This window comes from Nonomuraea sp. NPDC001831 (genome assembly GCF_042892035.1).
GTDB lineage: Bacteria > Actinomycetota > Actinomycetes > Streptosporangiales > Streptosporangiaceae > Nonomuraea.
The window spans coordinates 307,378-321,592 of the sequence record NZ_JBIATU010000006.1; the positions used below are offsets into that span (position 1 = coordinate 307,378).

General features: G+C 74.8%; 11 protein-coding genes. 6 read left to right on the plus strand and 5 right to left on the minus strand.

What is annotated here, in order from left to right:
• Positions 1-115: 115 nt before the first annotated feature.
• A complete protein-coding gene (gene menC, locus ACFYYW_RS22090; protein ID WP_364390462.1) occupies positions 116-1,216 on the plus strand; it encodes an o-succinylbenzoate synthase in 1,101 nt (366 codons plus the stop codon).
• Between the two features lie 62 nt (positions 1,217-1,278).
• Here the strand turns inward: menC and ACFYYW_RS22095 are convergent, their stop codons facing one another.
• The 4 genes from ACFYYW_RS22095 to ACFYYW_RS22110 form a co-directional block, all read right to left on the minus strand.
• Entirely contained in the window at positions 1,279-4,077 is a 2,799-nt protein-coding gene (locus ACFYYW_RS22095; protein WP_387650954.1) for a glycoside hydrolase family 2 TIM barrel-domain containing protein, read from the minus strand.
• Positions 4,078-4,189: 112 nt separating this feature from the next.
• Complete coding sequence (locus tag ACFYYW_RS22100) at positions 4,190-5,452, minus strand: M20 family metallopeptidase (protein ID WP_387650955.1); 1,263 nt, start codon at positions 5,450-5,452, stop codon at positions 4,190-4,192.
• Positions 5,449-6,633: an amidohydrolase family protein gene (locus ACFYYW_RS22105; RefSeq protein WP_387650956.1), complete on the minus strand. Its 1,185-nt coding sequence runs from the start codon at positions 6,631-6,633 to the stop codon at positions 5,449-5,451. Before ACFYYW_RS22105 ends, ACFYYW_RS22100 begins: the two co-directional genes overlap by 4 nt.
• Positions 6,634-6,694: 61 nt before the next feature.
• A complete protein-coding gene (locus ACFYYW_RS22110) occupies positions 6,695-7,783 on the minus strand; it encodes an alpha/beta hydrolase (RefSeq protein WP_387650958.1) in 1,089 nt (362 codons plus the stop codon).
• Between the two features lie 78 nt (positions 7,784-7,861).
• Between ACFYYW_RS22110 and ACFYYW_RS22115 the strand changes: the two genes are divergently transcribed.
• Positions 7,862-9,586, plus strand: a complete 1,725-nt coding sequence (locus tag ACFYYW_RS22115; protein WP_387650959.1) for a phosphatidylglycerol lysyltransferase domain-containing protein — start codon at positions 7,862-7,864, stop codon at positions 9,584-9,586.
• Between the two features lie 10 nt (positions 9,587-9,596).
• On the opposite strand, the gene ACFYYW_RS22120 is transcribed toward ACFYYW_RS22115, so the two are convergent.
• Complete coding sequence (locus ACFYYW_RS22120) at positions 9,597-10,205, minus strand: hypothetical protein (RefSeq protein ID WP_387650960.1); 609 nt, start codon at positions 10,203-10,205, stop codon at positions 9,597-9,599.
• Between the two features lie 271 nt (positions 10,206-10,476).
• Here ACFYYW_RS22120 and ACFYYW_RS22125 point away from each other — a divergent pair, with 271 nt between their 5' ends.
• From ACFYYW_RS22125 to ACFYYW_RS22140, 4 genes are all read left to right on the plus strand, one after another.
• Positions 10,477-11,076, plus strand: a complete 600-nt coding sequence (locus ACFYYW_RS22125) for a hypothetical protein (RefSeq protein ID WP_387650962.1) — start codon at positions 10,477-10,479, stop codon at positions 11,074-11,076.
• Between the two features lie 135 nt (positions 11,077-11,211).
• Positions 11,212-12,291, plus strand: a complete 1,080-nt coding sequence (locus ACFYYW_RS22130; protein ID WP_352328202.1) for an ABC transporter substrate-binding protein — start codon at positions 11,212-11,214, stop codon at positions 12,289-12,291.
• Positions 12,284-13,396 (plus strand): FecCD family ABC transporter permease, encoded by a 1,113-nt coding sequence (locus ACFYYW_RS22135; RefSeq protein ID WP_387650964.1) that lies wholly within the window; start codon positions 12,284-12,286, stop codon positions 13,394-13,396. Before ACFYYW_RS22130 ends, ACFYYW_RS22135 begins: the two co-directional genes overlap by 8 nt.
• A complete protein-coding gene (locus ACFYYW_RS22140; RefSeq protein WP_387650966.1) occupies positions 13,386-14,171 on the plus strand; it encodes an ABC transporter ATP-binding protein in 786 nt (261 codons plus the stop codon). The genes ACFYYW_RS22135 and ACFYYW_RS22140 overlap by 11 nt, the downstream gene beginning before the upstream one ends.
• The last annotated feature ends 44 nt before the right edge of the window (positions 14,172-14,215 follow it).

Genomic DNA, 14,215 nt, shown 5'->3' on the forward strand with positions numbered 1-14,215 from the left:
TGGGGCTCGGCGACGAAGAACCGCCGGCCTTTGGTGGCCCGGCACGAACCCTGATGTCGCCGCATGTCGTACGGTCGCCAGGGAGCACCTGCGCGCCGACCGAGTTGGAGAGAGTGTGAAGATCACAGGAGTAGAGCTGCGCCGGATCGCGATGCCGTTGGTGGCGCCGTTCCGCACGTCGTTCGGCACCGAGACCGCCCGGGACGTCCTGCTGGTCAGGGTGGTGACCCCCGACGCCGAGGGGTGGGGCGAGTGCGTGGCCATGTCCGAGCCGCTCTACTCCAGCGAGTACGTCGACGGCGCCGCCGAGGTGATCCGCCGGTTCCTGCTGCCCGCCCTGCCGCCGGCCGTGGACGCGTACGGCGTCGGCCGCGCCCTCGAACCGATCAAGGGCCACCGCATGGCCAAGGCCGCGCTGGAGACCGCCGTGCTGGACGCGCAGCTGCGGGCCGCCGGCGAGTCGTTCGGCCATTTCCTGGGCGCGGCCCGCGACCGGGTGCCGTGCGGGGTGTCGGTGGGCATCATGGACTCGATCCCGCAGCTCCTCGACGCCGTGGCGGGCTACGTCGAGGAGGGGTACGTCCGCATCAAGCTGAAGATCGAGCCCGGCTGGGACGTCGAGCCGGTGCGCGCGGTGCGCGAGCGCTTCGGCGACGACCTGCTGCTCCAGGTGGACGCGAACGCGGCGTACTCGCTGGCCGACGCCCGCCGGCTGGCCCGGCTCGACGCGTTCGACCTGCTGCTGATCGAGCAGCCGCTGGCCAACGACGACCTCGTCCAGCACGCCACGCTGGCCCGCCAGCTGCGCACCCCGATCTGCCTGGACGAGTCCATCGAGTCGGCCGAGCACGCGGCGGCCGCCATCGCGCTCGGCTCGTGCTCGATCATCAACATCAAGCCGGGCCGCATCGGCGGCTACCTGGAGGCGCGGCGCATCCACGACCTGTGCCGGGCCAACGGCATCGCGGTGTGGTGCGGCGGCATGCTGGAGACCGGCCTCGGCCGGGCCGCCAACGTGGCGCTGGCGGCGCTGCCCGGGTTCACGCTGCCGGGCGACACCTCGGGGTCGCGCCGCTACTTCGCGACCGACGTGACCGAGCCGTTCGAGCTGGTGGACGGCCATCTGGAGGTGCCCACGGGGCCGGGGCTCGGCGTCGAGCCGATCCCGTCGGTGCTGGAGGAGATCACGACGTCCACGGAGTGGATCCCGCTGTAGGGCGCCCGTCCTGGAGGGCGGGGCCGGCCGGGGTCGCGGGACCCCGGCCGGCGCCCTGCGGGTCAGGCCCGGGTGAAGCGCAGGCGCAGGGTGGCCGGGGCGGCGTGCAGGTCGTAGCGGGGCAGGGCGCCGGGGCCGCAGGTGGCGGTGCCGATGCCCTGCTGGGCGAGATCCAGGTGGAGGTGCACCCGGTCGCCGGGCACCAGGTCCGGACGGTGGCGGGCGGCCTCCAGCTCGGCGGTGCTCCACCGGCGCGCGGTCAGCCCGAACGCCGGCTCGCCCGCGACCCGGAACCCGGGCGTCCCGGCCGGCCCGCCGAGCTCGGCCCAACGCACGTCGGCGCGGCGGCCGTTCTCCTGCGGGTAGACGTAGGGCGTCTGGAGGTCGTCGATCGTGGCGCTCCAGCGGCCGACGCGGGCGGCCATGCCGGTGTCGGGGTAGGCCTCCCCCGGCCCCCGGCCGTACCAGGTGACGTGGGTGAGTTCGCCGGGCAGCGCCAGATGCACGCCCAGGCGCGGGATGGGGTCGCGCCACTCGCCCTCGGGCTCGACGTCCACGGTCAGTTCCAGGGCGTCGCCGGAGGGCGCGGTCCACGTCCAGGCGACGCGCATGCCGAGGTCGGTGGCGGCGGGGGCGACCCTGGTCTCGACGGTGAGTCCGTCACCGGTCCGCACGCCGTCCACGCGGTGGGTGAGGCGGTGCAGGCCGAGCTCACGCCACCTGCGGCCCAGGCCGCCGTAGCGGTCGTTGTCGGTGGGGGCGCGGTAGAGGTCCAGGCGCGGGCCTTCGACGTCGAGGCCGAACAGGCGCAGCAGGCGGCCGGTGCGCGGGTCGAACTCGCCGCCGCCCAGCCGCAGCCGCCCGCCGGACGTCCGCGGCCGGACTCCCGCACCGGCGGCCGCGGGCACGGCGGGGCTCGGCAGGCGGGTCTGGGACCAGGCGATCTCGTGGCCCGCGAGGGCCCATGGCTGGTCGCCGGTCACGGTGGCGCGGGCGGTGAGCCAACGTTCCCCGGCGCCGTCCGGCGGCGGGGGCAGGGCGGGCAGCTTCACCTCGCCGCCGGACGGCGGCACCGCCAGCGGGAACCGCGCGACTTCGAGCCCGTCGTCCTCGACGACGGCCTCGAAGTCGAGGTGGGCCAGGTCGCGGAAGTCGTGCCGGTTGACCACCCGCACGACGCCGTCGCCGAACGCGAACCGCACCGGCTCGAACACCTTCTTCAGGTCCAGCAGGCCGGGTGAGGGCGTGCGGTCGGGGAACACCAGGCCGTCGATGACGAAGTTCCCGTCATGGACGGATTCGCCGTAGTCGCCGCCGTAGGCGTACTCGTGGCGGGGATGGGTCAGGCCGTGGTCGATCCACTCCCACACGAACCCGCCGGCCAGCCTCGGGAACCGTTCGAACAGCTCCTGGTACTCGGCCAGGCCGCCGGGCCCGTTGCCCATGGCGTGGGCGTACTCGCACTGCAGGAACGGCATCGCGCGCCGCCGCGCGTCCAGGGCGGGGTCGTCGAGCGGGTCCTCCTCGCCGCGGCCGATGGCCTCGACCTCGGCGTGGGTGGCGTACATGCGCGAGTAGACGTCGGTGTGGGCGCACGACCGGTCACCCTCGTAGTGCAGCGGCCTGGACGGGTCGCGCTCGCGCGTCCAGGCGGCCATGACGGCGAGGTTGCAGCCGACGCCCGCCTCGTTGCCGAGCGACCACATGATGACGCTGGGGTGGTTCTTGTCCCGTTCGACCATGCGGCGCATGCGGTCGAGCAGGGCGTCGGCCCAGCGCGGGTCGTCGGTGGGGTTGCGCCGCCAGCCGACCTGGCCGAAGCCGTGCGTCTCCAGGTCGCATTCGTCGACGACCCACAGGCCCAGCTCGTCGCACAGGTCCAGGAAATCGGGGTGCGGCGGGTAGTGGCTGGTCCTGACGGCGTTGACGTTGTGCCGCTTCATGAGCAGCACGTCCTCGCGCATGGTCTCGTACGGGACCGCGCGGCCGTGGTCGGGATGGAACTCGTGCCGGTTGACGCCCTTGAGCAGCAGCGGGCGGCCGTTGGCCAGGAGCACGCCGTCCTCGACGGAGACGGTGCGGAAGCCGACGCGCAGCCGTACGGTCTCGTGCGGGGTGGTGAGGACGGCCTCGTACAGGCGGGGCGTCTCGGCGGTCCACGGCTCGGCCTCGACGGTGATCTCGACGCCGGGTTCCAGGTCGCGCACGCCGAGCTCGGGGATGCTCAGCAGGCCCTCGGCGGCCTCGAAGGACAGCCGGCCGTCGTGGGCGGCGTGCACGAACACGTCGGCGGCCGACGTCGTGAGGGTGACGCCGCGGAAGATGCCGGGCAGCCACCACATGTCCTGGTCCTCCAGGTAGCTGGCGGCCGACCACTGGTGCACGCGCACGGCCAGCACGTTGCGTCCCGGACGCAGCCACCGCCCGGCGTCGAACTCGACGGGCAGCCTGCTGCCGGTGGAGAAGCCCAGCTCGTGGCCGTTCAGCCAGACCCGGGCGAAGGAGTCGACGCCTTCGAAGCGCAGCCTGCCGCCGCGCCAGCCGTCCGGCAGGTCGAAGGCGCGCCGGTAGTCGCCGGTCGGGTTCTCGTCCGGGACGTGCGGCGGGTCCACGGGGAAGGGGTAGGAGACGTTGGTGTAGGCGGGGGCGCCGTGGCCGTGCAGGGGCCAGTGGGCCGGCACCGGCAGCTCGTCCCAGGCGGAGTCGTCGAAGCCGGGCCGGGCGAAGTCGTCGGGCACGTCGGCCACGGGTGAGAGGCGGAAGCGCCACAGGCCGTCGAGGTCGAGGGCGGGGGCGTCGGAGCGGAGTGCCGCGCGGGGTTCGAGACGGCCCGAACCGGGGGCGAAGGTTTCGAGATCCATCCCTTCCGACAGTAGGGCTTGATGGTGGTTCCGTCAGCGATGCCCCGTCTGGTGGTGCTTGGACTTCCCTGCCGTGGTTGTTGGAGGAATGGCACCGGCGGCGGCCCCGGCCTCAGGCGTTCCTGGAGAACAGGATCCCGTTCGCCCCGGCGCGGCCGGGCAGCGCGGAGGCGGCCGCGAGGTAGCCGGCCAGCAGGCTCTCGGCCACCGCGCCCACGGCCGCGTCGCCGGGCAGGAACTCGGGGGTGTGCAGGCCGGCGGCGGTGTCCACGCCGACGAACATCATCAGCGACGGCGCCACCGAGGCGTAGTGGGAGAAGTCGTCGGCACCGCACGAGCGCAGCCCGCCGTCCACCGTCCAGCCGTGGCCGCGCAGCAGCCCGCCGGCGCGTACGGCCAGCCCGGTGTCGTTGACCAGCACCGGCTCCCCAGGCAGGATCGTCACCTCGGCCGTGCAGCCGCACGCCCTGGCGACGTCCTCGACCACCTGGGTGAAACGTTCGTGCAGCTCCTGGCGCCAGTTCTCGGACATCGCCCGGAGGGTCCCCCTGGCCACGGCCTCGCCAGGGACGGCGTTGGGCGCGGTGCCGGCGTTGACCGTGCCGAAGGTGACGACGGTGGGCGTCATCGGGTCGGCGACCCGGCTGACGACCTGCTGGGCGGTGACGATGACCTGCGCCATGGCCACCACCGGGTCCCTGGTGAGGTGGGGGTAGGCGGCGTGGCCCTCCGCTCCCCTGACGACCACCCTGAACTCGTCGGAGGAGGCGTTGACCGCGCCCGGCACGGAGGCGACCGTGCCGTCGGCCAGCAGGGGCTGCACGTGCGCGCCGATCATGGCGCCGACCCGGTGGCGGTGCAGCGCGCCCGATCCCACGACGTCGGAGGCGCCGGAGGGGAAGCCCTCCTCGCGCGGTTGCAGCACGACCAGCAGGGGCGGGTCGGCGCCGAGCCGGTCGAGGGTCCGGGCCAGGGCCACCACGGCCGCCATGTGCACGTCGTGGCCGCAGGCGTGCATCGCGCCCTCGGGGGCGGCCCATTCGACGCCGGTGCGCTCGGTCAGCGGCAGGGCGTCGAGCTCGCCGCGTACGCCGACCGCCGGGCCGGGTCCGCCGACGCGCAGGACCGCGCCCGTGCCGGCGACGTGCTCGACGTCCCCGGCGGGCAGCGCGTCGAGCAGCCGGTCCCGCGTCGGGCCCTCCTGGCCCGACAGGCAGGGGGACGCATGCAGCTCGCGGCGCAGCGCCTGCGCCGCGGGCAGTTCCCGCAGCAGGCCCTCCCGCAGCGCCGCGTAGGCGGCGCCGTCCACGCCGCCGGTCCCGATGACGGCTCCGTCGACGGGCCTGTTGATCGTACGGCCCCCGAAGTCGTTCACCCCGTGCTCTCCTCCCGTGTTCCCAGTCCGTAGACGCGTCGCGCGTTGTCCGCCCCGACCATCGCCGCCACCCGCATCGCCTGCCCGGCCGACCACTCGCCGTCCAGCACGAGCCGGCCGAGCACCCGCGCCATCGCCCGCCGCCACAACACCGCGCCGAGGTGGTGCAGCTCGGCCGGCCCCCACCCGTCCGACGAGAACAGGATCTTGGCGAACGGCGCCAGCTCCAGGCTCTCGGCCACCAGCGCCACGCTGCGGGCCCCGGTGTAGGTCACGCCGAGCCCCACGTCGAAGTAGACGTTGGGATAGGCCTGCGCGAGGAACCCCGCGTGCCGCTGGAAGGGGTAGCAGTGCAGCAGCACCAGCGGCACCCCGGTCGGCTCGGCGCGCTCGACGAGGCCGCGCAGCAGCAGCGGATCGGCCCGGCGCAGGTCGAGGTCGGGATCGCCGAGGCCGGTGTGGAACTGGATCGGCAACCCTCGCTCGATCCCGGCCCAGATCACGTGCCGCAGCAGCACCGGCTCCGTCAGCTTACCGCCGCCGGACCCGAGCCAGCGCCCGGCCGCCTCGGTGACCTCGGCCCGGCTCGGCGGCTCGGGGTCCAGGTCGAGGCCGTGGCGGTAGGCGGCGACGCTCTTGAGAGCGCGCGCGCCGCCGGTGCGCTCCCACAGCTGCCGGGCGAACGCGTCGGCGAAGGAGGAGGCGTCGCAGCCGCCGGCCGCGACCTGCTCGGCCACCGTCTCCAGCCGCACCACCTCGTCGGCGGGCGCGCCGGTGAGCTCGGCCATGCCGGACGGGCCCACCAGCTCCTCGCCCCGGTAGCCGGTCTCGACCAGGTAGTGGGCCACGTTCGCGGCGCCGAGCAGCAGCCGGTTCACCTCGCCGGCGCCCAGCCGGGCCCGCCTGGCCAGGTACTCCTCCGGCGTGCAGTGCGGTTCGAGGCCGAGGACGGGCGCGCAGTGGCGCAGGATGGCGTACCCGGTCTGGGAGTCGAACTGCGTCATCCACTCCGGCACCGGCCGGTCGGACTCGGTGATCAGCTCCTCGAACGCGGTGCGCGACAGGTCGCGCGGCACCACGCCGTGGACGTGGTGGTCGACCAGCGGCAGCTCCTCGATGGCCCGGACGAACCCGGCCGGGGCGAGGTCGAGGTCTGCGGCGGTGGCGTACACGTCGGTCACGGAGAGATCTACTCCCCCGTGGGCGCGCGGACGAACCACCCCGCCCCGATCCGGTGCCCGTCTAGGGGGCCGCGGCGGGCACGGCGAGCTGCTGGACCAGCCACGGCAGCGCCTGCGGCAGCTCCCGGTTCCAGGTGTTGAAGTTGTGGCCGCCGCTGGGCAGGATCAGCGACGAGGCCCGCATGGGCGGCTTGACGGCGCTCAGGAAGCGCTCGGTCGGCAGGTAGTCGGACTCGCCCTTCCTGCTGCTGGTGACGAGCACGGACACGGGCGGCGCGGGCAGCCGGGCCAGGCGCCACATCAGGTCGTTGCGGTCGGCGAGCGCCTTGTCGCCGTGGAACAGGTCGCCGGTGGTGCCGTCCACGATCGTCTTGTAGTAGCCCGACAGGGAGACGGCGGCGGAGAACGCGTCGGGGCGGCTCATCGCCAGCTTCAGCGCGCAGTAGCCGCCGGTCGAGCCGCCGAGCACGCCCCAGGAGTCGCGGCCGGCCGCCGCCCGGTAGTGCGCGGTCACGGCCTGCCGGACGTCGGTGGCGAAGTACGTCAGCGCCTGCGGGCCGCCCGGCACGTCCACGCACTCGGTGTCGCGCGGCAGCACCACGCTCGGCCGCATCATGACCAGGACGGCCGGCTCGACCTGGTGCAGGCCGATGGCGTGGGCCAGGCGTCCGGGCAGGTCGAGGCGGGTCATGAGGTTGCGCGGGTCGCCGGGGTAGCCGGTCAGGGCGAGGATCGCGGGGAACCTGCGCCGGGGGTCCTTGAAGTAGGCCGAGGGCAGGAACACGTACGCCTCCTCGCTCAGCCGCGTGGTCGCGCCCGGCAGGACGACCTCCTCGATCCGCCCGCCCGGGACCGCCCGGCTGTCCAGCACCCGCAGCCCGGCCGCGGCCCCGGCGACGGTGATCTGGCCGGCGCCGGTGTCGGCGCCGAGCAGGTCCGCCCAGGAGGCGTAGAAGCCGAAGTAGTAGTTGACCAGCAGCGCGAGCGCCGCCACGGTGAGCGCCTGGCAGCCCGCCAGCAGGCCGGCCCGGCCCAGCACCGGCGGCAGGCCCCGCCCGGCCAGCCGCGGCCACACCCAGACGGTGGCCGCGAGCCCGGCCACCGCGAGCGCCGCGGCGGTCACCAGCAGCGCGATCGAGGTCAGTCCCATGAACAGCAGGAATATCCCGGCCGGCGTAAGCGCGTGGTTAACGGCGAGATTAACCGGCAGGAGCTTCAATCGGTGTTTGTGAAGCGTCCTTGGATCCCCGCGCTGGCGGGTTACGCGTCGCTGGTCATCGGCCTGCTGGACATCGCCAAGGCCGTGGCGCCGCGGCTGGAGCACACGCGGATGGGCCAGTGGTCGGATCTGCTGCCCGGGACGGTGACGACCGTGGCGCGGGCGACGTCGCTGGTGGTCGGCATCATGCTGGTGATGATCGCGCACGCGCTGCGCCGGGGGAAGGTGCGGGCCTGGCGGGCGGTGGTGGTGCTGCTGCCGGTGAGCGCCGTCATGGCCGTGCTGCACCTGCGGCCGGTGACCGCCGCGATCAGCGTCGTGCTGCTGGCCGTGCTGGTGGCCGGCAGGCGGGAGTTCACGGCGCTGCCCGACCCGCGCTCGCGCTGGCGGGCGTTGTGGAACCTGCTCGTGCTCGGCGCGATCGACCTGGCGCTCGGCTACCTGATCGTGAGCGTCCGGCCGGGCGCGCTGGTGGGACGTCCGGGCGTGGCCGAGCGGCTGGAGCACGTGGCGCTGGGGCTGGCGGGCATCGAGGGACCGGTCACGTTCACCGTGGAACGCGTCTCCGACCTGGTCTACTTCTCCCTCGTCGGGCTGGGCGCGCTGACCGCCGTGACGACGCTCTACCTGGCGCTGCGTCCGGAACGGCCGGCCGCCGAGCTGACCGCCGACGACGAACGCCGTCTGCGCGCCCTGCTGGACGTCCACGGCGAGCGTGACTCGCTGGGCTACTTCGCGCTGCGCCGGGACAAGAGCGTGATCTTCTCGCCGTCGGGCAAGGCGGCCGTGGCCTACCGGGTGGTCTCCGGCGTGATGCTGGCCAGCGGCGACCCGATCGGCGACCGCGAGGCGTGGCCGGCCGCGATCGTCGCGTTCATGGCCGAGGCGCGGCGGCACGCCTGGGTGCCCGCCGTCATCGGCTGCGGCGAGACGGGCGGCGAGGTCTGGACGAAGGTCGCCGGGCTGTCCGCGCTGGAGATCGGCGACGAGGCGATCGTCGAGGTCGACGGCTTCACGCTGGAGGGCCGCGCGATGCGCAACGTGCGGCAGATGGTCAACCGCACCCGCCGCGCGGGGTACGTCTGCCGGGTGCGCCGCGCCCGCGACGTGCCCGAGGAGGAGAAGGAGGGCATCCGCTGGGCCGCCGGGCTGTGGCGCGGCACCCAGACCGAGCGCGGCTACTCGATGGCGCTCGGCCGCTTCGGCGACCCCGCCGACGCCGAGTGCCTGGTGGCCACCGCCTGCAAGGACGGCGACCTGAAGGCCGTGCTGCACTTCGTGCCGTGGGGCAGCCGGGGCGTCTCGCTGGACCTGATGCGCCGCGACCGCGACGCCGACCCGGGCCTGAACGAGCTGCTGATCGCCGAGACGCTGCAGGCCGCGCCGTCGCTGGGGATCACGCAGGTGTCGCTCAACTTCGCGATGTTCCGTTCGGCGCTGGCCCGCGGCGACCGGCTCGGCGCGGGGCCCGTGCTGCGGGCCTGGCGGTCGGTGCTGGTCTTCCTGTCCCACTGGTTCCAGATCGAGTCGCTGTACCGGTTCAACGCCAAGTTCCGGCCGATCTGGGAGCCGCGCTTCGTCGTCTACCCGAACGCCCGCGACCTGCCCAGGATCGGCGTCGCGGCGCTCCAAGCCGAGGCGTTCATCCCGTCGGGCCTGCCGCTGCGCGCCCGCCTGCGCCTGCCCAGGCCCTTCACGCACGACCGGGCCACCGCCGCTCCCCAGACGCCGTGAGCCGCGCGGTTCAAGGAGAGGCGGCGGTGCCGGTGGCGGGCCACATGGTGTTGAGGCGGCCGGCGGTGGCCTGGTAGGCGCGCTCGGCCTCCGGCGTCAGGACGACGTCGGCGCCCGGCCCGGCGGCGGCCAGCCGTTCGCGCAGCACGATGGAGTCGGCGGTGTCGGCCAGGTCGAGCAGCCCGGTGAACCGGGCGGCGGAGGCCACCAGCTCGGTGGCGGGCAGGCCGGTGCACACGGCGTCGAGGGCCTGGCGGACCACGCCCTTGCCGACCGCGCCGAGGCCGAGCGCCACCGCGGCCGCCGACAGGGTGGCCACGTCGAGCGGGTCGACGTCGACCAGGCGCAGCGGCACGTGCTCGACCCGGCCGCCGGGAGCGTACAGGCGACCGGCCAGGCGGGCGGCGGCGGCGCGCCTGCCCTGCGTGGGGCCGATCGCGCGCCAGAGCCGGCGCAGCGCGGTCAGCGCGATCCCGCCGGCGAGCGGGCCGGGCAGCGGCGAGCCCACGGACTCGGCGGCGCGCAGCACCAGCAGCAGCCTCTCCAGCTCGCCCACCGCGCGGGCCAGGTCTTCGCCCAGGTCGGGGACGAGGACGGCGCGCGGGCCGAGGCCGGTCATGTGCGGCTCCTCACGGAGCCCTCGTCGTCGAGCGGTCGTCGGGCGGCGGAGCGGTCAACCGGAGGGTCACAACCGGAGCGTACGCCGCCCCGGCCACGCCGCACACCCCACCGATGAGCACCCGGCCCCCAGCCCGCGCCCACCCACTCCACCCCACCGGTGAGCACCCCGCCCCAGCCCGCGCCCACCCCTCCCCCAGCCCCGCACCCCGTGAGGGACGGGCGAGCCGGGCGTGTGGGAGGATCTGGCCTCGATGGGTCCATGGTCGTTGGTGCGGTGGCTGCGTGCGGCGAGCTTCGCCGGCACGTGTGCCGCGCTGGCCGCGCTCGCCCACCTGGCGGGCGGCGGCTGCTTCGACCCCGGGGCGCTGCTGGCGGGGTTCCTGCTGGTCCTCGCGCCGGCCCTGGCGCTGACCGGGCGTGAGCGCACGCTGCCCGCCATCGTGCCCGCGACGGGCGCCTCGCAGGTCGTCCTGCACCTTCTGCTCTCCCTGAGCTGCGACCATCCCGCACCGGCCGCCACCCCCGTGGACGTGGTTCACGCGCACGACACGGGCGCCCCGGGCTTCGGGATGCTGCTCGTGCACGCGGCGAGCGTGCTGCTGACGTCGGTCTGGCTGCGCTGGGTGGAGTCGGGGCTGTGCGCCCTGGTCCGCGAGCTGGCCGGGTGGGTGCTGCGCCCGCTGCTGGTGCTGTTCCTCGTCGTGGCCGGGTGGGCCGCGCCGGCGCGCACACCGGTGGGCGGGCGCGACGACGTCACGGCGCGCGTGCGGGTGTTCCTGCGGCACGTGCTGGTGCTGCGGGGGCCGCCCGCGGGTGGACCGGAGCCGCGAGGGCCGGTCCGTCCGACGGTCGTGGGCCTGCCCGCCTAGGCGCGCCCGCGGTCCTTCGCGCGCCCGTCCGCCGCGGTTCCTCCGACGACAATCCCGGCTCGTCGCCGTGCCCGCCCCCGCCGTGGGGCCGGTCCGGCGTGCGCGCCTCCGGACTCGACTCAGAGGACATCACCCATGAGACCTTCCCGTACCCGCCGGGCCGCGGCGCTCGCGCTCGTGCTGCTGGCCGCCGCCTGCGGCGCGCCCACGGCGACCGGCGCCGCCACGGAGGCGGCCACCGTCGCGCCGGCGGCCGCCGGCCGGACCGTCTACCCCCTCACCTTCGACAACTGCGGCACGCGGGTCACCTTCCGCCGGCCGCCGCAGCGCGTCCTGATCCTGAACGGCACCAGCGTCGGCGAGGTGGAGAGCTTCCTGCTGCTCGGGCTGGAGCGCAGCATCCTGGCCAACGCCCAGAGCTACGGCGTCTCCGACGACCCGTCCATGACGGCCCGGATCAAGGCGCTGCCGACCGGCGGGCTGACCATGAACAAGAACTTCGATGTGCCCGCCGAGCAGGTGCTCAAGCTCAAGCCGGACCTGGTGGTCTCCACCTGGTCCGGCGGGTTCGACCCCGCCCGCGGTTTCGCCACCCGCGAGCAGCTCGCCGCGGCCGGCATCACCTCGCTGGTCAACCCGGTCAACTGCGCGATGGGCAAGCCGGCGGCCACCGAGCAGGAGAAGCGCGCCTACCGCAACCAGTCGATCAACTCCTCGCTGGAGTTCCTCAGCCTGCTCGGGCGGGTGTTCGACGTGCAGCGCGAGGCGTTCGACCTGATCGGGCGGCTGCGGGCGCGGGTGGAGTCGGTACGGGCCCGCGTCGCGGCGCTGCCGCCCAGGAAGGTGCTGATCGCCTATCCCGGCATGGCCATGATGAACGCCAACGGGCTGCCCGCCGTGATGACCGGCGGCATCTACGACGACGTCATCAGGGCGGCCGGCGGGGTCAACGCCTTCGCCGGCCAGACCGCCGACATGACGCGCACCCTCAACCGCGAGCAGCTCGCCACCGCCGAGGTGGACGTGCTGGTCGTCGGGCTGTTCACGCCCGAGGAGAAGGGCGAGGAGGCGGCGGCGAAGCTGTTCGCCGCCTACCCCCACTGGGCCGCGGCCAGGTCCAGGACCTTCACGGTCGTCTCCGACGGCGTCTATCTCGGGCCGCTGAACGCCTGGGCCGTGGAGAAGATCTCCAAGGTGGTGCATCCCGGTGGCTGACACGCTGACCGCGCCGCCGCGCCGCACCGTCCCCGTCCCGCCGCGGCGGCCGCACGCGGTGTCCGGGCGGGCGACCGGGTTCCTGCTGGCCGGACTCGGGGCCGCGCTGGTCGTGGCCCTGGTGATCGGCATCTCCGCCGGGTCGGTGAACCTGCCGCCGGACCAGGTGTGGGGGGTGGTGTGGGCGTACCTGACCGGGCGGGGCGAGCAGGCCGATCCGCTGCTGGCGCAGGTCGTGTGGGAGATCCGCACGCCCCGGGCGCTGCTGGCGGCGCTGGCCGGGGCCGCGTTGTCGGTGGCCGGGGTCGCGTTGCAGGCGCTGGTCCGCAACCCGCTCGCCGACCCGTACGTGCTGGGTGTGTCGTCGGCGGCGTCGCTGGGGGCGGTGCTGGTGCCCGCGCTCGGGGGCGGGGCGCTGGCCGGGCTGACCGGCGCGCTCGGCGTCACGGGGGCCGCCTTCGCCGCCGCGCTGCTGTCGGCGCTGGTGGTGTACGTCCTGTCCCAGCGTTCCGGCAGGCTGCTGGACTCGTGGCTGGTGCTGACCGGCGTGGCCGTCGGCTACCTGTGCTCGGCGGCCACCACGTTCGTGCAGCTCCAGCTCAACCCGACCGAGCTGCAGGGCATGATGTTCTGGCTGATGGGCAGCGTCGCCGGGGCGTCGTGGGCGGACCTGGGGGTGCCCGCGCTGCTCGTCGTGTGCTGCGTGGCCTGGCTGTCCTCGCAGGCGCGGGCGCTCAACGCGCTGCTGGCCGGCGAGGAGTCCGCGGTGGCGATCGGCGTGCCGGTCGCCGCGCTGCGGATCGGGCTGCTGGCGGCCGGGTCGCTGCTGACGGCGACGGTGGTCAGCGTGGTCGGCGGCATCGGGTTCATCGGGCTGATGGTCCCGCACATGGTCCGGTTCGTGGTCGGGGCCGACCATCGCCGGGTGCTGCCGGTCTCGCTGCTGGCCGGGGCGGTGTTCCTGGTCCTGGTCGACCTGGCGGCGCGGATCGCCGACCGGCCGAACGAGCTGCCGGTGGGCATCTTCACCACGGGGCTCGGCGTGCCGTTCTTCCTGTGGCTGCTGCGCAGGCGGCGGGCGGGAGGCGGCGGCGATGCGGCTTGACCTCGCGGGCGTCAGCGCGAGCATCGACGCGCGGCCCATCGTCACCGACGTCACGCTGAGCGCCGGGCCCGGCGAGTTCGTGGCGCTGGTCGGGCCGAACGGCAGCGGCAAGTCCACGCTGCTGCGCACGGTCTACCGGTCGCTGCGCCCGTCGGGCGGCGTCGTCCGGCTGGACGGCGACGACCTGTGGCGGATGCGGCCGCGGCACGCCGCGCGGCGGCGGGCGGTCCTGCCGCAGCACAACCCGGCCGGAGAGGGGTTCTCGGTGGCCGAGGTCGTCGCGGCCGGGCGGCACAGCCACAAGCGGGCGCTGGACCGGGAGAGCGCGGGCGACCGGGCGGTGGTCGCCACGGCCCTGGAGCGGGTCGGCATGGACTGGGCGGCCGACCGGCTGATGACCACGCTGTCCGGCGGCGAGCGGCAGCGCGTGCTGCTGGCCCGCGCGCTGGCCCAGGAGGCGCCGCTGCTGATCCTGGACGAACCGGGCAACCACCTGGACGTCGGCTCCCAGCTCCTGCTGCTGGACCTGATCCGCTCGCTCGGCCTGACGCTGCTGGCCGCCCTGCACGACCTGGACCAGGCCGCCGCCTACGCCGACCGGATCGTCGTGCTGCGCGAGGGCCGGGTCGCCGGGCAGGGGCCGCCGCTGGAGGTGCTGACCCCGGCCTTCATCGAGGAGGTCTTCGGCGTCCTGGCCCATGTGGGGCCGCATCCGATCACCGGGCGGCCGCACATCGCGGTGGCGTCCAGGACGGGAGGTAAGCGCCTGCCCTAGGGCCGGTCAGCACTCGTCCCCCGGTGCGGAGCCGTGTCCGGCGC

Excerpts from the sequence above, each read along its gene's own strand:
- ACFYYW_RS22130 (WP_352328202.1), top strand. The coding sequence starts at position 11,212 with ATGAGACCTTCCCGTACCCGCCGGGCCGCGGCGCTCGCGCTCGTGCTG.
- ACFYYW_RS22110 (WP_387650958.1), bottom strand. The coding sequence starts at position 7,783 with ATGGGACTGACCTCGATCGCGCTGCTGGTGACCGCCGCGGCGCTCGCG.
- ACFYYW_RS22120 (WP_387650960.1), bottom strand. The coding sequence starts at position 10,205 with ATGACCGGCCTCGGCCCGCGCGCCGTCCTCGTCCCCGACCTGGGCGAA.
- ACFYYW_RS22140 (WP_387650966.1), top strand. The coding sequence starts at position 13,386 with ATGCGGCTTGACCTCGCGGGCGTCAGCGCGAGCATCGACGCGCGGCCC.
- ACFYYW_RS22095 (WP_387650954.1), bottom strand. The coding sequence starts at position 4,077 with ATGGATCTCGAAACCTTCGCCCCCGGTTCGGGCCGTCTCGAACCCCGC.